This is a genomic window from Nonlabens marinus S1-08, assembly GCF_000831385.1.
In the GTDB taxonomy this organism is placed as follows: Bacteria; Bacteroidota; Bacteroidia; order Flavobacteriales; family Flavobacteriaceae; genus Nonlabens; species Nonlabens marinus.
Genome location: NZ_AP014548.1, coordinates 1,206,572 through 1,232,752 on the forward strand (window position 1 = coordinate 1,206,572; position 26,181 = coordinate 1,232,752).

Sequence of the window (26,181 nt, forward strand, 5' to 3'; positions counted from 1 at the left end):
TGGAATAATTTCGCTTTCGCGAAAGCGAACTAATTTCAAGCATCCGTGAGAACGGAAAAGAAAGCAGTTAAACTGCTATTAAACTAGGTTTACGTTAGTTATCAAACCTATATTTTTGATTTATGAATAGACTTTTACTAAGCATGGTTATCATTTTAGGATGCATATCGCAACAATCTGTTGCTCAAGAATTCACTAACGATCGTATCGCGGCAATGATTAAAGAATACCGCAGCCTAGATCGTGGTCCCTATAAAAGAATTGAATGGTTTTGTGCTGATGGTACGACTAGAGGTTCTAAAGATCCTTGTCCAGATGCCATAGGTGGTGGGATTCAGCATGCCAGTTACAAGACTGAAATCGAACAATTAGCTAGGAAAGAACACATTTATTTCAGTGAGATTCTCGCTGCGGCAGATTTATGGGAGTTCTGGGATGGAGAAAATAATCATTCTAGAGTAAAGCAATATCAGCTCAACAATTTCTTGGTGTCTGCTGACAACGGTTGGATTTTAGAAAAGGCAAGATTCTATCGTGGTTCTAAGCAGGTGGAAGATGAAGAGGAGTGGGGACGTAAGTTCTATTACACGGTTTTAGGAGATAACGATTTAATTGATAGAGACTTTTTCTTGTTGCGGGAAAGCTTGCGTGATTTACCACATGATGGAGATACTAACCTTGCACAAGAGGTGAGAAGCCTAAGCAAAACATTAGCTGAAAAGCACCCTAAGTTCATGGACTTGCGCATCAAAATACACGGAAATCCAGAATCTAAAGATATCACCGCTACTCAAGAATGGATCAAGGAAAACAACAGTGACTTGACTTTCAAACAAAGAGAAGAGTTTGAAAAATTAGTCGATGTGATGCAGGAGTTTTATGAGCCAGTAGCTGTTAGTAGTTTAGATAAAATGGTGGCTGATTGGGACAAAGATTCTTATATCAGAAAACAAGCAGAATTATTCTCCAAAACCTACACTAACGATACAGATCCGTCCATATTAATCCCAGCAGCGGCAAACTTGATGTGCGACATACGCACTAATATTAAAGACGACAAGCGAGGTACCCGACGAACTTCTGCCATGGAACTGAGTTTGAGATTGGAAGAATTGATATTTCAAACTACTCCAAAGTGGGAACCTAATACGCTGCAAGAACACCTTGATAAAGTATATGCGTTGAGTGAGGCATTAGCTTCTGGTGGCTATGTGGAGCAATGGGAATGGGACGCGGTCGAATCTAGACTGTTTACTGCTGAGGGGGAAACCATTAAAGCCCACGAACTATTAGATTTTATAGCTGCCGCACGCAGCCAGGTAGAATGGGGTACCGGAATGGTAAATGCTATTTATGGCGATGATGTAGAACGTTATATGGAGTTTGAGCCCTTAGCCTATGGGTTTCTTGACGATCGTATCCGCAGTTCATTGTTATTACCTTTAGGTGATGCGATAGGAGAACTTGGTGGTCTAGTCTCCAGACAAATAGGGTTGACAAGTCAAGTGGAAAGTGTCAATAATCCATCCACCATCCGTGGATTGAATGCGGGTTATGCTAAAGGAAAACTTGTGGTAGTAGAAGGGAATGCAGAGGGTATGACGGTAGATCCTAATAAAATCTACGTGTTCGATAGACCACCTAGCGACTTAAAACCAGTGGCAGGCATTGCAACGGTATCTGAAGGTAATTTGGTTTCTCACGTGCAATTGCTAGCAAGAAACCTAGGGATTCCTAATGCTGCTATATCCACTGATAATTTATCGGACTTGAAAGTGTTTCATGGAAAAGAAATTTTCTATGCTGTAAGCGGTAAAGGTACTGTGGTGATCAAGTCAGTAGATGAAATGTCTCAAGCTGAAAAGAATTTATTCTCTTCTAATAGAAAAGAGAAAAAAACCATTCGCATTCCAGAAGGTAAATTGAAATTGGACGGCACTATGCCGATAAATATGGCCAACGTATCAAGTGCTGATAGTGGAATTTTGAGTGGTCCAAAGGCAGCAAACTTGGGTCAATTAAAACAACTGTTTCCTGAGCATGTGGTAAATGGTATCGTGGTACCATTTGGCGTATTTAAAGACCACATGAATCAAAAGATGCCTAGCAAGGATCAATCGTATTGGCAATACTTGACTGAGATTTTTAATACTGCTGATCGCATGCGTAAGAACAAACTGGAGGAATCTGAAGTGATTAAATATCAGCTTGCAGAATTTTCTAAGCTCAGAGCAGAAATTAATAAAATGCCAATGAAGCCAGCATTTTTAGGACAATTGGAAAGTGACTTCAAAACTGTACTCAATGGAAAAATAGGAACGGTGCCTGTCTTTTTACGTAGTGATACGAACATGGAAGATCTAGAAGAGTTTACAGGTGCGGGACTTAATTTGACTGTTTTTAATGCAGTAGAAAGAGATAAAATCATACAAGGCATTAGAGATGTATGGGCATCCCCATACACTGAACGTAGTTTTAAATGGAGACAAGCCTACCTAGAAAACCCAGAGAATGTATACCCATCCATATTAATCATACCTACGGTAGATGTGGATTACAGTGGGGTCTTGATTACAAAAGATTTCATTAATAATAACGATGATAAAATTACTGTCGCTATGAGTCGCGGTGGTGGTGGTGCTGTAGATGGACAAGCTGCCGAAACTTATCTGGTAGACAAAAATGGAAAAGGAGAACTGATTTCACCCGCAAGAGAAAATAAAATGCGTCAACTTCCAGCTACAGGAGGATCTGTAATGAAACAAGTGGACTTCAACACGAGTATTTTAACTCCGCAAAATCTCAAAACCATTAAAGAATTTGCAGAGGAAGCTCATAAGACCATGCCAGGGTCGAAGAATGGAAGTTATAAAGGAGCTTGGGACATTGAGCTAGGTTTCAAGGATGGAAAGTTATACCTATTCCAAATACGTCCTTTTGTAGAAAATGATCAGGCAAAAAATTCAGAATACCTCGCTACTATTGATAGCGATGTTAATTTGAATACGGAATTATATCTAAATAAAAATATCAAAAATTGAAAAAGCAACACTATATCGCATTGACAGTTTGTGCAGCCATAATTACCATGGCTCTATATCCTATCGATGGATTTGAAAGAACAGGAATTAAAAGATTAAAACGTCTAGAAAAAACGCTAGATAGTACCATCACAGAATATTATCTCAAACCAGGCTCCTTCAAAAAAACAGATGAAATAAACTTATGGCTCTGTGAAGATACGGTCGCTGTAGATTCCATCATGAAGGTGGATGAGGAATTTCAGGACAGAATGACAAGATTGTTCCCAAGACGTAATGGGTATGCTATCACTGTTTTGGATATCTCAGACCCAGATAACATGCGATATGCAGAGATGAATGAGAATAGTGGATTCCAACCAGGAAGTGTAGGAAAGCTAGCCGTAGCTACAGCATTTTTTACTCAATTAGGAGAACTTTGTCCAGATGATTTTGATGTTCGCATCAGGCTCATGAAAAATAAAGTTGTGAAATCAGGAGTTTGGGGTGTTGGCGATCATCATACGGTACCTATTTACACCCCAGAAACCGACAAGTATGTCAAGCGCCAAGTGATCGCAAGCGATGAGTTCAGTCTTTACGAGTGGGTGGATCATATGTTAAGCGTTAGTAATAATGGCGCAGCAAGTATTGTATGGAGAGAAGCTCTATTGATGAAAATATTTGGTGATGAATATTTTGATTTGACTCAAGAACAAGCAGATGAGTATTGGAAAACCGCAGATAAAAAAGAATTATCAGAGCTAGCTACTGAGGTAGTGAATCAACCATTGAGGGATCTAGGCATTACTCATGATGAGTGGAGACTTGGTAGTTTTTTTACCAATGGACCAGATAGAATTGCCCGAGCTACTGGTGGTAGTATTGGAACTCCCAAAGGCTTAATGAAATGGTTCATCAAGTTAGAGCAGGGGAAAATCGTCGACGAGAAGTCAAGTCTGGAATTGAAACGCTTAATGTATCTAACAGATCGACGTATACGTTACGCTTACAGCTCAAGACTAAATGATGCTGCGGTGTACTTCAAATCAGGGAGTTATTACAGTGGTGGTGGAGTGAAATATGCGGGAACAAATTTCAATTACATGAATAGTGTGATCCTCGTGGAACACCCAGATGGAACAAATTATATCGTTTGTTTGATGTCGAATATTCTAGGGAAAAACAGTGCTGGAGATCACATGTATCTAGCAAGTGCTATTGATAAAGCGATACGCAAAGAAGGTTAAGGCTTAAGCCGTCTTAGAAATATTGCGAACTTTCATATAGGCCTCAGAAGCTGCCGCGGCAACTTTGGGGTCTTTTTTTGTAGTAGCTCGAACCAGTAATGGGATTAAATCTGGATTAATAGAATCTGCAATGACTTCAATGACTAGCTTATTGATTTTGCGATCATCAATTTGAAGCAATTCATAGTAACATTGCTTTTCATTTGGCAATTGTATGCGGTCATGCATTTCAGAAAGTTCAGCGTCTTGACTGCTTATACCAGATTCAATGATAGGAAAAAGCTGGGACTTATAATTGCGAGTAATCAAGCCTTCTAAAAACTCCATAGTAGCAGCTCTAGTTTCTCGTTTTTCACTTTGAAGACCTCTATAGGCGATAAATACATCACGTGAGTTAAAATGCAGCGCTAGTATATTGAATATACGTTTCAAATTATCCTCCATAGCCGCGTTGAGAGCTTTAATTAGCTCTTGACGCTTTCCAGTTTCTTGAATGCTAATAACTCGTTCAGGGTGCAACTTAGAGCGTTCTACTATGCGCTGACTGTAATAACAGCCTTGCAATTGTTTGTAATTGTCGCACTCTTCTCTGATAAGCTTAAAATATATTTTTTGAGAAATCTCAAGATCGCCGTGTTCCTTCTTAAACTTCAACAGTTCATCCGTCATGCGAGTACGGTACTTTAAGGGTCCGCCTTGACTGATAACGAGCAAAGCTTTAATTGCTTTATTAGTCCCCAGCTCTAGTAAAATGTCAGGTAGATATTTTTTCAAACTTTTAGGCGCCATAGGATCGCTGTAACGTTTGCTCAAATAAGCAATAATGCTATTACCATAATCTGCAATGGCTTTAATTGCGCTTTCGCGGAAGCGTGGTTCATTCAGCTCATCTAACAATAAAGGAAGAAAACGTTCATGCGAGGTGTTTCCTGCAGCCACTAAGGCGGCTGTTTTCAATTCTGGATCAGGATCATTGAAGTACCGCAAAATAAAGCGATGGCGGTTTTCTCCTTTGGCAAATCCGATTGCCTTTACGAGCTCGATGATTTCTTGCTTCCTGAAATTACCTTCATTGCGATCTAGCTCATCAAGAAATAAGTTAATGCGTAGATCTAAGTTGTATTTAGAGGCTAATTTTGGATTGTCCTCTGTCTCTTGGGCAAGACATAAGAGGGCTGCGCTGGAAATATAGTCGCTTTCATGATCAAGATAATTCTCAAAGAATTGCTTTGGAAACTTAGTGTCTTGAGCCATCAAATACTGCATTGCTGCAAGTACAACATCATCGTCATGGGTGTGTATAAGATCTTGAACCTCGCCTATGGGTTGTCCTCGATCCACGTGTTTAAGCTGTCTTATGGCTTCCGCCTTGACTTTAGGATCCTTATGATTCAATAGTTTAATTATGGGGGCTTTCAGGGATCTATGAGCTAATTCAGGAACTCGATCTAGCATATACAAAATATCTTTTGTGCCTCCAGATTCAAAAATCACTCGCATATTGTTACGTATGAGTGAATTAGAACGCTTCTCAATTTTGATATGTTCTTTGCTGATGATTTGCTCCTTAAACGTACCGAAATATGCATCTCGTACTTGGTGAATCATCGCTACCCAAGCCACCACCAATAATAAAATCAGGATGGTGATGAAAATAGGGGAAAGGTCAAATGCTCTAACAATGAAAATCAGGATAAGCCCTGCGAGTCCAGTAGCGATACTGTCAACCACAACATCAATAAATGTTTTGGTTTTGTTCTTTACATCACTGGGGATAGGTAAAGCCAGAAGCTCCACGGCACTTTTATGAAGCGATTGCTTCAAACTACCGTCCAGACCTTTAAGTACAATAACGATCCATAGTTCTGGTATAAAAAGGAGTGCAATGCAACAAAAAACGATACCTACAGGAAGTGCTGCTAATCCGGTACTCACTCCTCGTTTTGCCAATATATGCCGAGTGATAAACAGCTGTATAATTAATGATACGATATTGAATGTCGAGAACCAAAACCCAAAAAATGAGGCTAATTCCTGTGAATCTGGAATATTCTTAGAACTGATATAGCTGAACTGGTAGTCGACCAACTTTGCTACTAAAACGCCGATTCCAATTACAGCAGCGAGCGAAGTAAGATGCCTTGATTTAAAAATTAGCTTGACGCTATTCTCACTAGATACCGTTGCGCGTTCCTTTCTTTTGAACGAGCTGAGTTTGTCCACACGACTGCGCCATATAGAATTCATCACAAAGATGCACCCCATAATCATGACACCAGCCAGGATCAACAAAAAACCATTGCCAGTATGTTCTGCTAATAAGGAAGTTAAGTATCCTCCAAAAATCCCTCCAGCAATTCCTCCTGCTCCTATAAAGCCAAATAAGCGCTTTGCTTCCCTAACATTAAAAACAACATTTGCCATGACCCAGAATTGGCTTGTCGCTAATAGAGCAAAAAGTGCGACAATGGTGTAAAAGGTATAAGCAAGAAACCAATTGAAATAACCCAATGATACGAGCACACCCATCATCACAAAAATGACGGTGAAAACGATTAATGTGTAACGAATTAGGAATTTGAGCTTAAAACGCTCCAGCGATTTGTTGTACAGCAAAGAACCTGCTATCGCAGCAATTGCGATAATAACAAAAGCCTCAGCCAGCGCGTCTGCGCCTAGCTCAGATAAAAAAAGTGCGTTAACCGTAGGTTTTACTACGAGCAACGCACTTATAATTAAAAATATGTATAATTGCATCAGTAGCGAGATGGATAACTCGCCACTTCTTATATCAAATATCTTACGTATCCTGTCGGACAACCACTTCATTCTCGTCTTCTAAATCTACAGGCAAGATAACTGATTTGCGTAAGGCTAGTTCCGCTGGTTGTACTAAATTTCTGATAATTTGTTCACCACTAGGATCCTCAATTAGAGCAACAAGGATATATTTACGGCCATCTTCTCCCCATACCAAAATAGAGTCTGAATGCCAGTTTTTCCAAGATCCACTTTTTCTAAACAACCTTGCATTAGGTGCAATACGATCTAGCGTATTCACAAACTTGTGGTGCAAAGATGGATTCTCCATGATATCTAACATTTCTTTACTACGTTGCTTATTGATCAATTGACCAGTAGCAAGTTGGTAGTAAAATTTAGCTACGGCATCAGTAGTAGCAGCATGACTCAATCCTTTGATAGGTTCTGGGTTTCTTTTTCCTTGTGCGGCATAACGTTTTCCTACCCACAAACCACCTACACCATCTTTATCATAAAATGGATTAGAGGGATCACACATTACATCTTCTATTTTTTGAAATCCTACACGGTCAATCATTCTAGTAGAGGCTGCGTTATTTGACTTTGAAATCATCAACCACATATCATCTCTTACTTTAGGAGTATCTTTCAATTCCCCTTTTTCAATAGCATCCATAGCAGCATAAAGTACGGCAATCTTAGGAAGACTTGCAGCGTACATCATATTGTTACCATTGATACTTGCGTATTTGATAGATTCTGCATCGTTTAAATCAACAAGACTAACGGACATGCGTTTTTGTTGAATTAGGTTTCTCCAGGTGGGATTTGCCATTAATTGCGCCCTAAGGTTCAATTGTAGGGTAGTGTTCTGGAAAGTTTTTACTTCTTTACTGTTGATGGCGAGGTTTACTAAAGCGTCATCGTCAGCTGCCGTTGCACTTAGGGTAGCGCTGGCAAAGAAGAACATCAATAAAATACGGTTTAACATAAAGTGAATTTAGTTATTTCTGATTCGTACTATAAATTGCACAGACCGTGCCGAAGCTATTTAATGATAAGGGATTAACGTCTTAAAAACCAACATTTAACACTTTTCCATTATAATAACATTAACGATCCAGTCTTTTAACGATTCAACCTTACTTTTGTTGCACATGAGTGGCATTTATATTCATATTCCTTTTTGCAAACAGGCCTGTCACTATTGTGATTTTCACTTTGTCACCTCTATGAAACACAAAAACAGGCTAGTAGCTGCGCTACAGCAAGAGTTGGTGTTGCGAAAAAAAGAATCTGAACAAAATAAAATAGAGACGATTTATTTTGGTGGGGGAACTCCCAGCGTCCTAGAAAGCACTGCTATCGATGCTATCCTCGACACGATCTACACCCATTATGAGGTAATTGATCTACCAGAAATCACATTAGAGGCAAATCCAGATGATTTGACACCTGAAAAGATTGAAGCTCTAGCTACAACTAAAATCAACAGACTCAGTATAGGTGTTCAATCGTTCTTTGAGGAAGATCTCAAATTGATGAACAGGGCTCACAATGCTGCAGAGGCGATGAAATGTATTTCGCTTTCGCGAAAGCGATTCCCAAACATTTCTATTGATCTGATCTATGGAATTCCTGGGCTAACTGACGATCGCTGGAGGGAAAACCTGCGCATCGCATTAGAATTGGAAGTGCCACACATTTCGAGCTACGCACTCACGGTGGAAGATGATACCGCGTTAAAGTCATTTATTGAGAAAGGAATCATTGATGAGGTAGATGATGAGCAAGCACAACGACAATTCAACATTTTACTGGATGTGATGCAGTTACACGCTTATGAAAATTATGAGTTTTCAAATTTTGGGAAAGCTGGATATTTTTCTAAAAACAATACCGCATACTGGACTGGTAAGTCATATATAGGCATCGGTCCCAGCGCCCATAGTTTTGACGGCGAGCGACGCGCTTGGAATATCAACAATAATATCCATTACATGAAAGCGATTGAAGCAAACACGCTACCGCAAGAAGTAGAGGAGTTGTCACTAGTAGATCGGTATAATGAGTACATTATGACTGGGTTACGTACCATTTATGGGGTGTCTTTAAATTTTGTGGAATCTAAGTTTGGTGAAAATTTTAAAGTCTATTTGCTCAAGCAATCCCAGTCTTACCTCAAGGATCATTTACTATATTTAGACGGCGATACCTTACTTGTAACGCGCAAAGGGAAATTCCTAAGTGACGGGATCGCCAGTGAACTATTCATGCTCAATTTAACTACATGAGAAAACACCTGAGTATTCTGGGGTTAGCGATTGCATTAATCGGTTGCCAGAATTCAACTGAAAAAGAAATAACACCCATGGTTTCAAATTCCACAATCGCTTTAAATGATGAATCCTATACAGTGGATCTATCGCAACCTATCGACATCAGTTTGGTGGTACAAAACAATGCAGGCGTGGGTGCATGGTACATTGACCAGCCTAAAATTACCCATGTTGAGGTGGATGGTTATGTAGGGAATGTGAAGTTAGGTGGCAGTACTAATTTCAACGATATTTTTTTCAACCCACACAGTCACGGGACTCATACCGAATGCATCGGTCATATTACTGAGGAGTTTCATAGCGTCAACGACGCCTTGAAAAAGAGTTTTTTTACCGCTCAATTAATTACGGTAGATCCTCAAGAACGCGACGGTGATCGCGTGATCACAGCCGCTATGTTTGATAATTTAAAAGACGTCGAGGCGCTTATTATCCGGACGTTGCCTAATACGGACGAGAAAAAATCCAAAAACTACAGCAACACCAACCCGCCGTATTTGCTGGAAGAAGCTATGGTTCGCTTTCGCGAAAGCGGAATAAAACACGTTCTCATCGACCTACCAAGTGTCGATAAAGAAAGAGATAATGGTGCACTGCTAGCACACAAAGCTTTTTGGGATTTTAACGGTAGACAACGGTTGAACGCTACCATTACAGAATTGATTTACGTTCCAACAGGAGTAGTAGATGGTACCTATATCCTTGACCTACAAGTTGCACCTATTGAAAACGACGCTGCGCCGTCACGCCCCATTCTTTATGGGATAAAATCCTAACTTTGTGACATGGAGTATTTATTCATAGGACTTGCGATAGGAGCAGTTGTTGCTTTTTTTCTATTTAGAGCTTTTGGAGGCAATTCAAAAGACAATCGCCAAGAACAAAGTGTCGTGTTGATGGAAAAAATACGCACTGTTTGCAAATTCATTACCGTTGAGGGCGACTTTGCTGAAATCTACCATTATCAAAATGTCAAGGATAAAATTGCCAACTTCCTTTTAGGGAAGAAAAAAGCCATTATTCTTATCAATGCTAAAGCGCACATAGGATTCGATTTGACGAAAATCCGCATGGAGAGTGATACTGCAAACAAGATCATCCGCTTGACAGAATTTCCCCAACCTCAATTGATGAGCATTGAGACAGATTTTAATTATTACGATAAAAGTGAGGGCTGGGCGAATTACTTTACTAGCGATGATTTAACTGAAGTCACTCGCAATGCTAAACAACACATTGTAGATAAAGTGCCAGAAAGTGGGCTTATGGAGCAAGCTCGCAAGGAAGCCTTAAACACCATTCAGCTCATGGAAGGCCTAGCGGAAACCATAGGATGGAAACTTGATTATACCGCACTGATTCTAGACAAGGCAATGGATACCAAAAAATTGCCCAGCGATGCAAGTTGATCAACTGCAAGCCTATTGCCTTTCTAAAAAAGGAACTACTGAAGAAATGCCGTTTGACAATGAAACCCTAGTCTTCAAAGTCATGGGCAAAATGTTTATGCTATTAGGGTTGGAACGCTGGGAACGAGGTGAGCCTAGCATTAATGTCAAATGCGACCCTCAAAAAGCAATAGAATTACGAGAAGAATACGACGGTACCGTTACTGGCGCCTGGCATATGAGTAAAACCCATTGGAATACCATCCATTTGCATCAGCAAATGTCTGATGCTGTTGTTTTAGAATGGATCGACCACAGCTATGATCTTGTGGTTTCTGGTTTGACTAAAAAAGTTCAAGCCCAATTAAAAGACCTACCCAATTGAAAGAAGTATTATCCATATATGAAGCGCGAATAGAGATGTTTTCGCTTTCGCGAAAGCGATACAACCACCAGTTACGCATCTCTGGAATTATTAGATTACTAGCATTTCTAGCAACTATCGCAGGAATTTATTTTTTCTGGAATTCTTGGCAAGCCGCGGTGGCAATTGCCATTGCGGGAATAGCCACATTTCTTATTCTAGTGGCCCGGCATGAGAATTTGAAACAAAAGCGCAACTATTATGAGGAGCTGCTGCGCATCAATGAACAAGAGATTGCCGTGGGCAATGGAGATTATGAAGACATGCCAGCAGGCAATGAGTTTGAGGAAGATGATCATGATTACAGTCGAGATATTGACCTTTTTGGGATCGGGTCTTTTTTTCAGTACTTAAATCGCACAGCACTCAAAGAAGGTAGACAGCAGTTGGCCAGCCATCTTACCGCTAATAAAATTATTGGAATTACAGCACGTCAAGAAGCCATAGCTGAACTAGGCAAGATGCTGGATTTTAGGCAAGAGTATGAAGCGACTGCCAGACTGCTAGAGAATAACACAAGACCTACAGTCATTGTAGATTGGATCAAATCGTATAAGCCGTTTGTTCCATATATCTATTCATGGCTGTGTTATTTGCAGTTTGCTTTTTCTTTAATTACTGCTGTGTTGTATGGTATGGATGTGATTGGTGGTTATTGGCTCGCAGGCGTCTTTTTCATTGGGTTACTGATTTCTGGGAGGTACGTTAAGCAATTGCTGATACTTCACAATTACATATCAGAATTAGAAGGGTTTTTTATCCAGTACGGTAAGCTTTTAGAGTTAATAGAAAAAACAGATTTTAAAGGAGTCGTTCTTCAAGGCTTGAAAGATCAAGTGATTACTACAGGAAGAACGGCCTCTGGCCGTTTGCAGGATCTGGGAAAAGCTATAGTAAGACTGGATCAAGGTAGCAACATGCTGATGGGAATATTCGTAAACGCATTCGGTTTGTGGAATTTGAAACAAACACATTCCATCGAAGTCTGGCTGAAAGAAAATAAGGAGTTCATCGCCCCATGGCTGGAAGCGGTTGCGCAAATTGATGCCATGAATTCGCTAGGTAATTTTGCTTATAATCACCCCAATTACAGTTACCCTGAAATTAAAGAGGGCGATTTTCAATTAAAGGCGGCTCAAGTCATACATCCACTATTAGATCCTGGAAAAGCCGTAGGGAATACTATAGATATTCATACAGGAGAATTTTTCATCATTACAGGAGCAAACATGGCGGGTAAGAGCACCTTCTTACGAACTATTTCTATGTCTATAGTGATGGCAAATGTAGGTTTGCCCATCTGGGCGGAATCTATGGACTATGCGCCCATCAAATTAATCACGAGTATGCGCACCAGTGATAGTTTAAAAGATGATGAATCCTATTTTTTCAGTGAACTCAAGCGACTTAAGTTTATCGTGGATAAAATGGAACGAGAAAAATACTTTATCGTGCTTGATGAAATTCTCAAAGGAACGAACAGCGTCGATAAAGCCAGCGGCTCTAGAAAGCTTATTGAAAAACTAACCCGGAAAAATGCTACCGGAATCATCGCCACTCACGACTTAAGCCTTACAGAGGTGGCTAATGAACATGAGCATATCTCTAACTACTATTTTGACGCACAAATCATCAATGATGAGTTGTTCTTTGACTACACTTTTAAGACAGGTGTGGCTACTAACATGAATGCGAGCTTCTTATTGAAGAAAATGGGGATTGTTTAAATCAATTTACCCAGTTTTTCAAAGTCTAACCCACCGTAATTACCGCTACTCATTAAAAGCAAAACAGAGTGTGCAAGTTTTTGCTTGTACAACCAGGTTTTAAATTCTGTAGGATCTGTCATCACGATAAGGTCATCATTTTTAAAAGCATCTTTGATTTGATCTTTAGACACTGGATCAAGGCCTTTTAATTCTACGGCGTCTGGGCTGTAAAATACCACGGCAACATCAGCTGCATCTAGGGTATTTGAATATTCCTTTAAAAATTCTGGATTAAGGCTGGAATAGGTGTGAAGCTCAAGGCAAGCGATGATTTTACGTTCGCTGTATTGATTACTAACGGCATTAGTGGTGGCTTCCACCTTGCTGGGAGAATGAGCAAAATCTTTATAGATTACGCTTTTGTGATTTTCAGCAATTTTTTCTAAGCGCTTAGAAGCTCCTTTAAAGGTGCCAATGGCCTCATAAAAATCGTCCTCATCAATACCCATGTGTTGGCAAATCCATTTGGCTCCAGCCATATTACTCAAATTATGCTTCCCGAATATCTCAATAGGCATATCGCCTTCAGGTGTTTCTAGGTAGGTTTTCCCATTATCTATAGTGTGCTCTGGAACGCTGTAGCCGTGTTTACGCGTTGGTTTTGTGCTCGCCTCTGCAATGCGTTTGACTTCTGGATCTTCTTCATTGTAAACGAGGATACTGCCGTTTTTCATAAGTTCCACAAACTCTTCAAATTGCTCTACGTAATTTTGATAGTCTGGAAAAACGTTGATGTGATCCCATGCAATTCCTGATATAAGCGCGATGTTAGGCTGGTATAAGTGAAATTTAGGACGTCGATCTATAGGGCTTGACAAATATTCATCACCTTCTAAAACGATAAATTCATTCTCATCTGTCAAATGCACCATGGTATCAAAACCAGCAAGTTGAGCGCCTACCATATAATCTACCTTGCGGTTGTGGTAGTGCATCACATGCAAAATCATTGAGGTAATTGTGGTTTTACCATGAGAACCACCTATAACAACTCTAGTTTTATTTTTAGATTGCTCAAAAAGGTATTCAGGATAACTGTAAATCTTTAAGCCTAATTCTTGGGCTTTAAGCAATTCTGGATTGTCTTCTTTGGCGTGCATTCCTAGGATAACAGCATCAAGATCTTCCGTGATTTTTTCAGGAAACCATCCCATTTTTTTAGGGAGTAATTTCTTCTTCTCTAGACGGGTTTTGCTAGGTTCAAAAATGGCATCATCGCTACCAAAAACCTGATAACCTTTGTATTGTAAAGCAAGAGCAAGATTGTGCATGGCGCTGCCGCCTATCGCGATAAAGTGTACGCGCATAAAATGGAATTTGCCGTTAAAAATAAGATATTCACGGCTCAACTTACTTTTTAAAGGAAAGAGAAATACCTCTAGGAATCTAGCTTTTTCAGCTCTGCTAGCAATTTTGGATCCTTATTGACCTTATAAGCATCTTTTAGGATACGCACTGCATCTGCCTCACGATCCATTTTAGTAGCATAAAGGTTTGCCAGTTTCAAATAAGTGGTAGTGGAACCACCCACCTTTATCGCCTTTTTATAGGCAGACTCGGCATCTTGATATTCCTTGTCGTATTCTTCAATGTATCCAGTAGCGAGGTATCCATCTACAGGAGAAATTCTTTGCAACTGCCCAGCATAATCCCGTGCAGTAGAAAGTGAACCGCCTATAATTCCTGGCAATTCAGTGTACAATTGAACTAATGCATGGCGTACTTCAATATGTTTTGAGTCTAACTCGGCTGCTTTTTTAAGGTGGAATTTGACATCATCCAGCAAGCCTAGAGCTTTAAACTTAGAGGTGTTTTTTGCCCACATTCCCATAGCGCCGCCATAGAAAAAATGATAATCTGCATTTTGCTCATCAGTCTTCAAGAGTCTTTTGTATACTGCAGTAGCTTCTTCAAAGGCCTCTAACTTCCCATAGGTCTGTCCTGTAGCGCGCAATAATTTTGGGTTATTAGCATCGGCTTGCAACAACTCTTTGTAAATGGGTATGGCTGCTTTGTAATTGCCTTGTTGGTAGAGTTGTTCCGCTTTCGCGAAAGCGGACTGCGCATTCACTCCACTACAAATAATAAGAGCAAGAATCAGTATTAATTTTTTCATGGGACAAAAATATCAAAAAGTAGACCATGGATTCTCGGTATAACAATTGAAGTGGTTTTAAATTGAAACTATATCCTAGAAATTTGGGTACATTTAAATCATAGCACCCCATTATGAAGCAGCTTTTATTCCTCACCTTTTTTGTAGCCCTAAGTTTTCAAACCAGTATCGCTCAAGAATATACCGATCAGTGGAGAGAATTGGAACAGTTGGAAGCTGCTAATAAACTAGAAGAAGCTCAGCAAATTCTATATAGAATTGCGGCCATCGCCACCCGAAAAAATGACGAAGCACAATTAATTAAAGTCTTTTTATTCCAGTCAAAATTCTGGATGATCAAGGAAGAAGCTGCTCAAAAAAAGGTGATCGCGGCACTGGACAAGCGAATTGCCAACTCCAAATTCCCTGAAAGAAACATCTATTACTCCATCAAAGCTCAACTTTTAGAGCAGTATTTAAGCGAGAATAGATACCGCATCAACAATAGAACTGCAACAGAAGTGTCTGGCGATGATTTCACGGCATGGGATCTCAAGACTTTTTATGCTGAAATTTCCAGCATCTATCAAAAATCTCTTGCGGACAGCGATCAACTCTCAAAAATCAACGTGGCCAACTTTGATCCTATTTTACAAATCAAACCATTAGGACGTGAGTTGCGCCCTAGTTTGCTGGATGTGCTGGCGCATCATGCCTTGGACTTCTACAAGACGAGCGCTTATGGTATTACCATGCCAAAGGATAATTTCACGGTTACTAAAGAAAACGGTTTCTTGCCGACTGACGAATTAATCAAACTTAAAAGACCTGCAAATGATACAGTCTATTCTAGTTATGATGTGATTCAATTGTACGGCACGTTAGAGCAACTGCATAAGAATCGCAATGAAACGACCGCTTATTTATCGGTTATTGATGAGCGATTAGAATACACGAGAGACGAATTATACCCGAACCAAGAGTTTCCTGAGCTGCTAAGAATTTTCAAAGACTTAATTAACCAGTATTCAAATGATGGTGCGGTAACTATGATCCAGCACAGTCTTGCGCAATATTATTATCGTAGGTCCAATGATGAGGAGAATAAGGACAAAGTAGAAGATCGTCAAGAAGCCATACGCATTGCTAAAGCTGCAATAGAAAAACATCCAGAAACCTACGGTAGTCTGCAATGCACTTTCTTGCTATCTCAAATTTTCCGACCTGCATTAAGTTCCCAATTGCAGTCTAACATCATTCCAAATCAACCCAGTCGTGGTGTGATTTCTTATCGCAATGCTACAGATGCAACAGTGTATTATATCAAAGTTGATCAGAATTACGATCAAAAGAACGGTTTTCGAGATTCTATACAAAATGCCACTTTTCAAAGGGCGTTTAAGAACAACTCTTTTGCTCACGTGGAGAAAGTAACCTTGCCAGAGGGTGACGATACGTTTTCGCATAATTATGAATATGCCATTCCTGGATTGGAAAAAGGGAAGTATCTCGTTCTGATTAAGGAAAAGGATCAAGAAAAGGTGAGTTCAGGGACTTTTATGACTGTTTCAAATCTAGCCTTGGGCAATCATAACGCTGCCGGACAAACGGTATTTACCGCTACCGACCGAGATACGGGCAAGCCAATGGAAAATGTGTTCGTATCTGTTTTTAATGATGAAACTAAATCTGCAAAGTACAAAGGCAGAACAAATAAGGATGGTCAGGTCTCCTTTTTACTATCTGACGAGTATCGTAATCGTACCGTAGAGGTCTCCAAAAATGGAGATACTCTTTCAGCACGATTTTATAACAGTTACTATAGAGAAAATTCCTCAGAAACAGAGAAGCAGGTACAAGCATTTATTTATTTGGATCGCGCCATTTATAGACCTGGACAGAAGGTTTATTTCAAGTCCATTATCGTAGAGAACAAAGACAATAAATCAAGAGTGCTTCCTGATGAATCTTTTAAAATTATCGTCGAGGATATGAATGGAGAAGAGGTGTACACTCAAGACCTAACTACGAACGCATATGGAAGCGTTAATGGTTCGTTTACTTTACCATCTGAGGTTCTTACGGGAAGATTCTCCATACACCTTATAGGAAAAGAAGAAGGTGACATAATGGGAACTGTTGCTGGTTATGATAATGGTGAAGCTTACTTCCAAGTAGAAGAATACAAACGCCCTAGATTCAAAACCGAGTTCAAAGAAGTTACCGAAACCTATATCATAGGCGATAGCGTAAAAGTCACAGGTTTTGCAAAAGCATTATTAGGTAGCAACATTACAGATGCTCTCGTAGCCTACACCGTGACACGAACCGCAAATATTCCTTATTGGAAATACGGTTATCAACAAGTGGATTCCCAAGTCGTGGTAAACGATACTACCATTACAAAAGCTGATGGAACGTTTACCATTCCGTTTAAAGCATTGCCAGACTCGACGCTGGTGGCTAAGGATATTGAATCCAACTATAACTACCGCATCGAAGCAAGCGTTACAGATATCAACGGAGAAACCCGCACCGCCGAAACCACAGTTCGTGTAGGCTACAAATCAATTGAGATCCAGATGTCCCGCAATGGAATGCTCACTGTCGAGAATAATGAGGTCAAAGTGATCGCCCGCAATCTGAATGGCAAACCAATAGAGGCCACCATCGAATTGCAAATAAGAAGCAATATCAATAGCGATCATGTCATTGTAGAAAGTGGCCTGGAAGAGGCAGAGTTCCACGAGCTGAATTTACAAGAGTACCGCAAACAATTCCCAGTGGCAGAATTGCGCAAAGAAGAAAAAATAGAAGACTGGAAAAACACGCCTATCATCTTTAAAACAATCATTACTACAGATTCCTTGACCACGATTAAAATTCCAGTTACTAAGCAATGGGATAACGGGAATTACATCATTTATGCAAAAGCGGTGGAAGCAGGCAAGAACTTAAGTCTGGACAACGAGAAGGAATTTGTGGAAGAAAAACAGGAAGGGCAGATTTGGGCCAATAAAGAGCTGCCAGCAACACCTAACATCATCAGTCATGATGTGAGCGTGGATAGTGATCAGGCAGTCGTAAACTTTTATACCAGTACAGATGCAGTTTATATCTACCTCACAACTTATGACAGCAAGCGGATTCTAGAATCTAAGTGGGTCTATTTGCCAAACGGTAAAACCACTATGAAATTTGGGATTGGTAAAGCACAAGGGGAAGCCTTGAAGTTTCAATACCATACTTATAAATACAATGACTTTAGATCTGGAAGTTTTGAAGCCAAAAAATCAGTGAAACCCAAGCAGCAGTTTGCGATCACCACACAGACCTTTCGCAATAAGTTATATCCTGGCGAGAATGAAGAGTGGTCGTTTACCATAAAGGATCAAGACAGCACTGGTATGCAAGCAGAGGTTCTTGCCAGCATGTACGACAAGAGTCTAGACGAGTTCGCGAGCAGTTCGTGGAGTGGATTTAATTTCTACAGCCGCAACTATGACTTCTATCCATTCACGGTAAACAACTTGGCTGGAGCGACTACTGTCAATATTTCTGCTGAATTGCCTTATGAATCTACGCCTTCTTTCTCGTTAGATAAAGAGCAGTTGAACCTATATGGCTTAACATTCCAGAATTTTCAAAACCGTTATCGATATTATAAGAATACGCTTTCGCGAAAGCTGTCTCCCGTCAAACCTATTGCAGGAAAAATTACTGGTAAGGTTACTGATCAATCTGGCGAACCTATACTGGGAGCTACGGTGATTATTCAAGGCACAGATATTTCAGCTACAACTGGTTTTGACGGAGTATATATAATAACGGCTTCGGCAGGAGATAAATTAGTGTTCAGCTGGTACTCAGGAAACGAACCGGCAGTGCGAAAGGTAGATGAAGAGGTAATTAATGTAAGTTTAAGCACCAACTTGGAAGCTGTGTTGGTGACCAGGTATCCTGGTTCTACAAAGAGGAATATTTCTGCCTCTGTCACAACTGATGAAATAATTCAAAACAGACCTACTGCTGCTTTCCTTCAAACCCTAGAAGGTCAAGTTGCAGGATTAAATGTTATTAGTGGTCAACCCGGTCCTGATCCTATGGTGGAAATAAGAGGTATGGCTTCTGATTCTAAAGATGGAGAGATATTGATAATTGTTGACGGAATTCCAATGACTGAGGCAGAATTTCGTGCACTTGACCCAAATAATATTCAAGAAGTTGCCGTCCTTAAAGATGCAAATGCCACCTCTATTTATGGTGACCGTGGCGCTAACGGTGTGATCATTGTCAGTACTAAAAAAGGAGTCAGCGCAGCAGATATTGTCAAAGAAGCTATGGCTTTACAAAACGTTCCAGTCCGCAAAAACCTCAACGAGACTGCGTTCTTCCTCCCAGAACTCTACACCGACGAGCTAGGAAACCTAAAATTCAGCTTTACCTCGCCAGAAGCCTTGACCCAATGGAAATTTAGATTGTTTGCGCATAACAAACAGGCACAAACCGCACAATATGAAGGTTTGGTACAAACCCAAAAGGAGCTGAGTCTGGTTCCTAATCCGCCACGATTCTTGCGGGAAACAGATACGATTCGGTTTTCTACCAAAGTGGCAAACCTTTCCGGTAAACCCTTGACGGGAAAGGCAACATTGCAATTGTTCGACGCGCTAACGATGCAACCCATTGATCAGAAGTTGGGCAATGATAAAAATATCCAAGCCTTTGAAGTAGCCACTGGCGGGAATGCTTCTGTGAATTGGACGTTTACTGTTCCTGTCGGTACACAAGCGGTGACCTATCGCGTGCTGGCAACATCGGGAAACTTCTCTGATGGCGAGGAAAACACGTTACCGGTGTTGACCAATAGGATGTTGGTGACTGAAAGTCGTGCACTTTGGGTGCGTGCGGGAGAAACTTCTAGCGTGACGATGGATAAGTTGGCGAACACCACATCAGATTCTAGAACCAACCACCAGCTGACTTTTGAGTACACTTCAAATCCATCGTGGTATGCGATCCAATCACTTCCTTATTTAATGGAGTTTGAACATGAGTGCAGCGAGCAAACTTTTTCCAGATATTATGCAAACTCAGTTGCCGCACATATCTTAAATAGTAATCCGCGAGTCAAGGAAGTTTTTGAAAGTTGGGCAGCAAATGATGTTCCAGCCAGCAATTTAGAAAAAAACGAAGAGCTAAAATCCATAATTATTTCGCACACACCATGGCTGCGCGACGCTAAATCAGAAGCCGAAAAGCAAAAGCGTCTAGCCACCTTATTTGATCTTGCAAGAACTGCGAGAGAAAAGAAGAAAACACTGGCAAAACTGGAAGCCCAGCAACTGCCTAGCGGTGGTTTCCCATGGTTTGCCGGTGGCCGCATGAGCGATTATATCACGAGACACATCGCAACAGGAATGGGTCATTTGAACAGGCTGGACGTCAACGATGGCGACCGTCCACAAACCGATCGGATTTATGAAAATGCTATAAGTGCCTTGGATAAAAACTGGGAAAAAAACTTCAATGAGCATTTAAAGAGAAACAAAACACTCGAGAACTACAACTATGGCGTGAGCTATTGGCATTACCAGTATGCTAGAAGTTTCAAGAAGGACAAAAACCTAAATGGAGTATTGAAGTCTGGTCGTGAGTTCGCTTTCGCGAAAGCGAAAACCAATTTCTCTTCCCAGCAGATCTACCAACAATTATTGATGTCATTGGGCTTGCAGCGTGCCGGTGAGGTTGCAACTGCACAGAAAATCGTGGAAGGATTACGCCAAAGTGCGGTCAACAGCCGTGAAAACGGAATGTACTGGAAGGAAAACGTGACCGATTACAACTGGTATAGCAGCGATATCGAGACTCAGGCGCTGGCGATAGAAACTTTTAGCGAAGTAGGAAATAACGAAAAAAACGTAGAAGAATTGAAAGTCTGGCTACTGCAAAACAAGCGCACCAATCGCTGGAAATCTACAAAAGCCACAGCAGATGCGACCTATGCACTGCTATTGCAGGGTAACGAATGGCTGGATGTTCAGGAAAGCAATGTGATCAAATGGGGAAATAGACCCATTCCAGAATCCTTAATGGAAAACGTCGAAAAAGAAGCTGGTACTGGTTATTTCAAAGTATCGCTTCACGAGGATGAGATCCAACCAAAACATGCTACAGTTGAAGTCAAAAACAAAAGCGAAGTCACTGGATACGGCGGTTTGTACTGGCAATATTTTGAGGATTTGGATAAAATAACGGTGGATGATGACCTGCCTATGTCGATTAAAAAGAGATTGTTTAAAAAGGTGAATACGAACTCTGGCGAAAGATTAGTGGAAATTACTGCTAGTGATGCTTTGGAAATAGGCGATCTGGTAACAGTACGCATGGAAATCAGATCGAATAAAGATCTGGATTTTGTCCACCTAAAAGACATGCGCGCCAGCGGTTTTGAACCTGTAGATGTGATCTCACGCTATAAATATCAGGACGGATTAGGATATTATCAAAGCACCAAGGATGTGGCCACACACTTTTTCTTTGACCAATTAAAGCCCGGAACCTATGTTTTTGAATACGACGTGCGAGCAAACAATGCCGGTCAGTTCTCCAACGGGATTACACAACTGGAATGTATGTATGCGCCAGAATTCTCCAGCCATAGTGAAGGCGTGAGAGTAACGATTTCTGATTAAGAATTTTAGATTTAAACTACTGCTTGTTGGTTTTGTAGTAAGCTGCCATGTTTTTGAATCATGCTGGATGCGGCCTGAAGTCCCATGGCAACCTCTCCATCAACGGTAAGATCCGCGTGATATACTAGTTGGTTTTGAGGAGTTTGAATTACTCCTTTTCTAGTTGTAGTTCTGGGTTGACCCCTTGAATGTGTTCTTTGTAATACCTAGTCAGACGTTCATTACTGATTTGATCCATTCCCATAATCTCTTGGGATCGTAGAAAGGAAATAAAATCAATTTGAGTGAGATAATCCCTTAGATAGACTTTAGAAACAGGAGCATAGCTATAATGCCATGGCTCATACTCAAAACCTGCTCGATTCTCATTCATGGTGTATACAAGCTCAAAACCAAACTTGCTGGAGTTTTCATCCATCCAGTCCTTCAATTTACAAAACGGCCCGTCGCCATGAAATTTATCTGTCACAAGCACTGATCCAGAATAATCGGCATTTCCATCAATCAGATCCATGTCAGTTCCCCAGTGGTGTCTAGATGTTCCAGGTACAGTAGAATATTCAACGATTTTATCAAAAATGGCATCGGGTTGTAGTCCCTGCGCCTCATATTTTTTATATTTCCCATTCCAGATTTGCCGCTGGCGATCAAAACTGCGATAGCCAGAAGCGACCTCGATTTTGATTCCGTCCTTCAATGCGGCTGTTTGCATTTTTTTCAATGCAGTTTGAGTGTCCGATTCCAGCGAGTTGTTAGCGTTTGCCGATTTTCCAGTCAATACATCAGCAGTGGGTTGTGCGGTCACTATAGTTCCAAAAAGCAAAAAAGCTAGTAGTAGGTATCTCATAAAACCCGGTACATTTTGTAATGCGTTCCTACATGTTCTACCTCAAATGTGGATCCAATAGTACTGAAGCCTAATCTTTCATAAAAAGGGACAGCTGCAATCCTGGCATTAAACCACAAGGCATCAACTTTGTTTTTCTTCAGCATATCAATTCCTCGTTCTACTAATTGTTTGCCGATTCCTTTTCCTTGATGATCTGGTATGACTCCCATACCTCTCAATTGATAAAAAGAAAGATTTGAAGTTGGATCTATCGGTGACTCTGCCGCACTAGATTTTAAAAAAGTAGCCACACCCACATGGAGATGATCATCATATGCTCCCAAGTGAAAGGTGGTTTCCAGCTCGTCGCCTTCCATGGCACAGTCTTCCAGCGGTCGACCCGCACGCAATACTGGATGGCGTACACCATAAGTTTCTAAAGCGCTAATTTCTTTGATGGTAATAGGCATCTCTTGTCAATTTATAATAACGTCCAGGTAATAGGCCATCCCATAGAAATCGATGGTCTAAATGGAACCCTAATTTTTCCGCAACTCGCTGAGATCCATAATTATGTTCATGGACATGAGCAATGATTTGTTCCTTTTGATGGTGTTCAAAACCAAATTCTAATACTTTCTCACTGGCTTCCGTGGCATATCCTTTTCCCCAGTGTTCTCGCATAAAACGATATCCTATGTCTGTGATCTGCGATGTTTCATGCGTTTTTATCCCGCAAAAACCTAGAAATTCTCCCGTGTCTTTATCAAGCACCGCAAGCCTTCCCATGTTGTATTTCAATAGCTGTCCTAATGGATTTAAGAGATAATCCTTTATATACTTTTCCGCATCGGCAATGCTCGCATAGCCTACGTCGCCCGTATACTTCATGACTTCGGTATCGTTGTTAAGCTGATACAATGCTGCAGCATTTTGAATGGAATATGGGCGCAACAGCAGCCGCTCTGTTTCTAGCAGCATGCTTAAATGCGTACGTCGCTCCAGTTGTCATTGCGGTCAAATACGACCTCAGCAAATGGACATAATGGATTGATTTTGTAATTGTTCGCTTTCGCGAAAGCGTAACTCTCCTCTACCATTTTTGCACCTATACCTTGTCCTTCATGTTCCGAATTCGTTTCTGTATGATCAATCGTCATCACCTTGCCATTCAGTGAATAGGTAAGTTCAGCAATGGTTTGATCTCCTTCTTTAAGGTAGAAAATTCCTCGCCTATCATTTTGCTTGTGGTGTATGGAGTCGGTGTTCATAATTTTTATTTTAAAGTTAGCGGAATTTTAAAGTGTGGCAAAGTTAAATCCAGGATCAACTTCTTGATTTTCAGTATTTGATCTAAATATGCGAGCTTGATGTGGACCTTGCAAAATTTCTTCGCTTCCATTGACATCTATATAACTACCTTCTCTAAGTCCCACGACCGTGATGGAATTGTAAACATGAAACTCTTTGATGCGCTCCTCTCTGGTTTCTCCCATGTGCGTATCGTTTTCAATAGGATCTTGATAATGTGCGTTGATGTTATAGCCTATAGCTCCTGTAGTTTTAAAGCTTTGAGGTTCCACCACAGGCATATCATTAGTGGTTTTCATATTTAAACCACAAATGTTGCTTCCAGCACTCGTGCCTAAATAAAAGCAGCCGTTGTAAATAGCTTTACGCAAGGGCATCATCAACTCTAGATCGTGAAGCATTTTAACTAATTGGAACGTATTACCACCACCGGTAAAAATAGCAGTAGCTTTTTCTATAGCTTCTCCCGGGTTTTGAAATGTGTGAATTCCTTGAACGCTAACGTCTAGTTTTTCAAATGCCTTAGCGGCTTTGGATGTATATTCATCGTGGGTAATCCCACCTGGACGCGCAAAAGGAATGAATAGGACCTCGCTAATTCCTGCCGCATTTAATCTTTTAGATAAAACTGGTGTCAGATATTCTAGATAACCACTACCGTAAATGGTAGAAGTACTAGCGATAATCATATTTCTCATAGTGATACTATACTTTTGATTTCAAAGGTATTTAACAAATCTCAGGCATAAAGCTTTGTCTACTCTTTATAACTTTATATTAGTATTTAAGTTCTCATCATGAAAAAATTAATTCTTCTTCTACTTCTTGTTTCAAGTTGCGCTTACGCGCAGGAACGTAAACAGCTAAAAGGTACTATAAATGGTGTCTTGAATCAACCTCTAGAGGGAATTACCGTTTTTAATGGCACTACCTTAGAAGGAACTGTTACTAATGAAAACGGAGTCTTTTATATTGACGTGAGAGCAGGAGATCAACTTTCATTCAATGCGGTACAATACGATCCTTTTAGTTTGACAATTACGCAGGCTACAGTTGATAAAGGAACGACACAGCTCACTTTTAGTGAAGGAGTCAATTTGCTGGAAGAAGTGGTAGTGACTGATCAGTCCATACGCGTCGCTGTCAAGCGTACAGAAATGCCAGATACGGGAATTGAAGATGTCACACAACGTAATATAAGAGTAGCAGCCGTAGATCGGATAGAAAACACTTTTTCTGATCGTGTGCGACAGCCAGAAGAAATTCCAGTTCAAAATACGGCTTTCAATCAAAGCCAGCTGCGCTACAATTCTTTCAATATGGTAGGCCTGCTCGCTGGATTGATAGCTCAAGGCGCCTTGCGCAATGTAGATCTTACCGTTGGAGCCCCTAGCAAGCAAAAAGAGCAATTCAAGGAAGTCTTATTACAAAATAAATACAGCACAGAATACTTAGTCGATTATTTAAAAATTCCTGAAGAAAATCTGTTTGAATTCATGGTATTTGCTCAAGAACAAGGTTTAAATAAAAGCATGCTTCAAAAGGATAATGAATTTCAATTGCTACAGTTTCTGGACGAACAAGCGACGATCTATAAAGCACGAAGCGCAAATAGCAAGGATGCAACTCCAACCAAACAATAATTGTAAAAGGCATTGTTTTTGCATCTTTGAAAACTATTGAATTCAATCGTCTTAAAATCCTACATGAAGAAAATACTATACCCTATCGTTTTATTGATGGGAATAAGCACATTAGCTCATACAGTTCCTAAAGAATCTGTTTCTATAGAGCCATTTCGCTTTCACGAAAGCGAAATAAACCAATTTCATAAATACTATTTATCAGTCTCTAATGTAAGCTACAGCTCTAAAGCTAAGGCGTTACAAATGGTTTCTAGATATTTTATTGACGACCTAGAAGATGTGTTGAACGAGCGACTTGATAAAAAATTGACGTTGGGAAATGCTGATGAGTTAGAAGAGTTAAAGCCTGTTTTAGATCGGTATTTTTCTAAAAGAATGGTCGTTTCCATAGATGGTAAAGCAACAACGCCTAAAATTCTAGGCGCAGAATATGACGCAGACCAAATCAAAATTTATATTGAAATTCCAGCAGCAACATCTCCAAAAACGGTTGAATTAAGCAATAAGGCACTGTTCGAATTATTCCCAGAGCAGAAAAATCTGACGCATTTTAAAATTAAAGAGGAACGCAAATCCATTTTAAATAGCGCTGATACACCTGTAGACCGAGCAAAGTTTTAAGGATTTGCTTTACAAAGACTTCTTTATTCTT

General features: G+C 40.3%; 19 protein-coding genes. 10 read left to right on the plus strand and 9 right to left on the minus strand.

From position 1 onward, the window contains the following. Window positions 1-122: 122 nt before the first annotated feature. The gene (locus NMS_RS05580) at window positions 123-3,041 is read left to right on the plus strand and encodes a PEP/pyruvate-binding domain-containing protein (protein WP_041495822.1); all 2,919 of its coding nucleotides are present in this window, start codon (window positions 123-125) and stop codon (window positions 3,039-3,041) included. Beyond that, window positions 3,038-4,270 carry a serine hydrolase gene (locus NMS_RS05585; RefSeq protein WP_041495823.1) on the plus strand — a complete coding sequence of 411 codons (1,233 nt, stop codon included), beginning with the start codon at window positions 3,038-3,040 and terminating at the stop codon, window positions 4,268-4,270. Before NMS_RS05580 ends, NMS_RS05585 begins: the two co-directional genes overlap by 4 nt. A 3-nt stretch (window positions 4,271-4,273) precedes the next feature. Here NMS_RS05585 and NMS_RS05590 read toward each other — a convergent pair whose 3' ends face one another. Both NMS_RS05590 and NMS_RS05595 read right to left on the minus strand, forming a co-directional pair. Beyond that, the gene (locus NMS_RS05590; RefSeq protein WP_041495824.1) at window positions 4,274-7,099 is read right to left on the minus strand and encodes an Npt1/Npt2 family nucleotide transporter; all 2,826 of its coding nucleotides are present in this window, start codon (window positions 7,097-7,099) and stop codon (window positions 4,274-4,276) included. After that, on the minus strand, window positions 7,071-8,024 hold the full coding sequence (locus NMS_RS05595) for a serine hydrolase (RefSeq protein WP_041495825.1): 954 nt from the start codon (window positions 8,022-8,024) through the stop codon (window positions 7,071-7,073). Before NMS_RS05595 ends, NMS_RS05590 begins: the two co-directional genes overlap by 29 nt. 166 nt (window positions 8,025-8,190) lie before the next feature. On the opposite strand from NMS_RS05595, the gene hemW reads away from it, so the two are divergent. Genes hemW through NMS_RS05620 form a run of 5 tightly spaced genes read left to right on the plus strand, consistent with a single transcriptional unit; the run spans window position 8,191 to window position 12,911 of the window. Further along, window positions 8,191-9,327 carry a radical SAM family heme chaperone HemW gene (gene hemW / locus NMS_RS05600; protein WP_041495826.1) on the plus strand — a complete coding sequence of 379 codons (1,137 nt, stop codon included), beginning with the start codon at window positions 8,191-8,193 and terminating at the stop codon, window positions 9,325-9,327. Next, a complete protein-coding gene (locus tag NMS_RS05605) occupies window positions 9,324-10,148 on the plus strand; it encodes a cyclase family protein (RefSeq protein WP_084217620.1) in 825 nt (274 codons plus the stop codon). Before hemW ends, NMS_RS05605 begins: the two co-directional genes overlap by 4 nt. A 9-nt stretch (window positions 10,149-10,157) precedes the next feature. Next, the gene (locus NMS_RS05610; RefSeq protein WP_041495827.1) at window positions 10,158-10,781 is read left to right on the plus strand and encodes a DUF4230 domain-containing protein; all 624 of its coding nucleotides are present in this window, start codon (window positions 10,158-10,160) and stop codon (window positions 10,779-10,781) included. Beyond that, a complete protein-coding gene (locus tag NMS_RS05615) occupies window positions 10,771-11,145 on the plus strand; it encodes an MmcQ/YjbR family DNA-binding protein (RefSeq protein WP_041495828.1) in 375 nt (124 codons plus the stop codon). Before NMS_RS05610 ends, NMS_RS05615 begins: the two co-directional genes overlap by 11 nt. After that, the gene (locus tag NMS_RS05620; protein WP_041495829.1) at window positions 11,142-12,911 is read left to right on the plus strand and encodes a MutS-related protein; all 1,770 of its coding nucleotides are present in this window, start codon (window positions 11,142-11,144) and stop codon (window positions 12,909-12,911) included. Before NMS_RS05615 ends, NMS_RS05620 begins: the two co-directional genes overlap by 4 nt. Here the strand turns inward: NMS_RS05620 and NMS_RS05625 are convergent. Together NMS_RS05625 and NMS_RS05630 are read right to left on the minus strand one after the other, a co-directional pair. Then, window positions 12,908-14,260 (minus strand): UDP-N-acetylmuramate--L-alanine ligase, encoded by a 1,353-nt coding sequence (locus NMS_RS05625; RefSeq protein ID WP_041495830.1) that lies wholly within the window; start codon window positions 14,258-14,260, stop codon window positions 12,908-12,910. The two genes, NMS_RS05620 and NMS_RS05625, sit on opposite strands and share 4 nt — an antisense overlap. 71 nt (window positions 14,261-14,331) lie before the next feature. Continuing rightward, window positions 14,332-15,069, minus strand: coding sequence for a tetratricopeptide repeat protein (locus NMS_RS05630; RefSeq protein ID WP_041495831.1), 738 nt, complete (start codon window positions 15,067-15,069; stop codon window positions 14,332-14,334). Between the two features lie 113 nt (window positions 15,070-15,182). Between NMS_RS05630 and NMS_RS05635 the strand changes: the two genes are divergently transcribed. Next, entirely contained in the window at window positions 15,183-21,743 is a 6,561-nt protein-coding gene (locus tag NMS_RS05635; protein ID WP_041495832.1) for an alpha-2-macroglobulin family protein, read from the plus strand. Window positions 21,744-21,891: 148 nt separating this feature from the next. On the opposite strand, the gene NMS_RS05640 is transcribed toward NMS_RS05635, so the two are convergent. Genes NMS_RS05640 through pepE form a run of 5 tightly spaced genes read right to left on the minus strand, consistent with a single transcriptional unit; the run spans window position 21,892 to window position 24,581 of the window. After that, window positions 21,892-22,590, minus strand: a complete 699-nt coding sequence (locus NMS_RS05640) for a M15 family metallopeptidase (protein ID WP_041495833.1) — start codon at window positions 22,588-22,590, stop codon at window positions 21,892-21,894. Next, window positions 22,587-23,042, minus strand: a complete 456-nt coding sequence (locus NMS_RS05645) for a GNAT family N-acetyltransferase (RefSeq protein ID WP_041495834.1) — start codon at window positions 23,040-23,042, stop codon at window positions 22,587-22,589. Before NMS_RS05645 ends, NMS_RS05640 begins: the two co-directional genes overlap by 4 nt. Further along, window positions 23,017-23,553, minus strand: a complete 537-nt coding sequence (locus NMS_RS05650) for a GNAT family N-acetyltransferase (protein WP_041495835.1) — start codon at window positions 23,551-23,553, stop codon at window positions 23,017-23,019. Before NMS_RS05650 ends, NMS_RS05645 begins: the two co-directional genes overlap by 26 nt. Before the next feature lie 2 nt (window positions 23,554-23,555). Then, entirely contained in the window at window positions 23,556-23,843 is a 288-nt protein-coding gene (locus NMS_RS05655) for a GNAT family N-acetyltransferase (RefSeq protein WP_041495837.1), read from the minus strand. 27 nt (window positions 23,844-23,870) lie between these two features. Beyond that, window positions 23,871-24,581: a dipeptidase PepE gene (gene pepE, locus NMS_RS05660; protein ID WP_041495838.1), complete on the minus strand. Its 711-nt coding sequence runs from the start codon at window positions 24,579-24,581 to the stop codon at window positions 23,871-23,873. A gap of 99 nt (window positions 24,582-24,680) precedes the next feature. On the opposite strand from pepE, the gene NMS_RS05665 reads away from it, so the two are divergent. After that, the gene (locus tag NMS_RS05665; RefSeq protein WP_041495839.1) at window positions 24,681-25,526 is read left to right on the plus strand and encodes a carboxypeptidase-like regulatory domain-containing protein; all 846 of its coding nucleotides are present in this window, start codon (window positions 24,681-24,683) and stop codon (window positions 25,524-25,526) included. Between the two features lie 63 nt (window positions 25,527-25,589). Then, window positions 25,590-26,150, plus strand: a complete 561-nt coding sequence (locus tag NMS_RS13435) for a DUF6702 family protein (RefSeq protein WP_052476755.1) — start codon at window positions 25,590-25,592, stop codon at window positions 26,148-26,150. Window positions 26,151-26,181 lie beyond the last annotated feature (31 nt).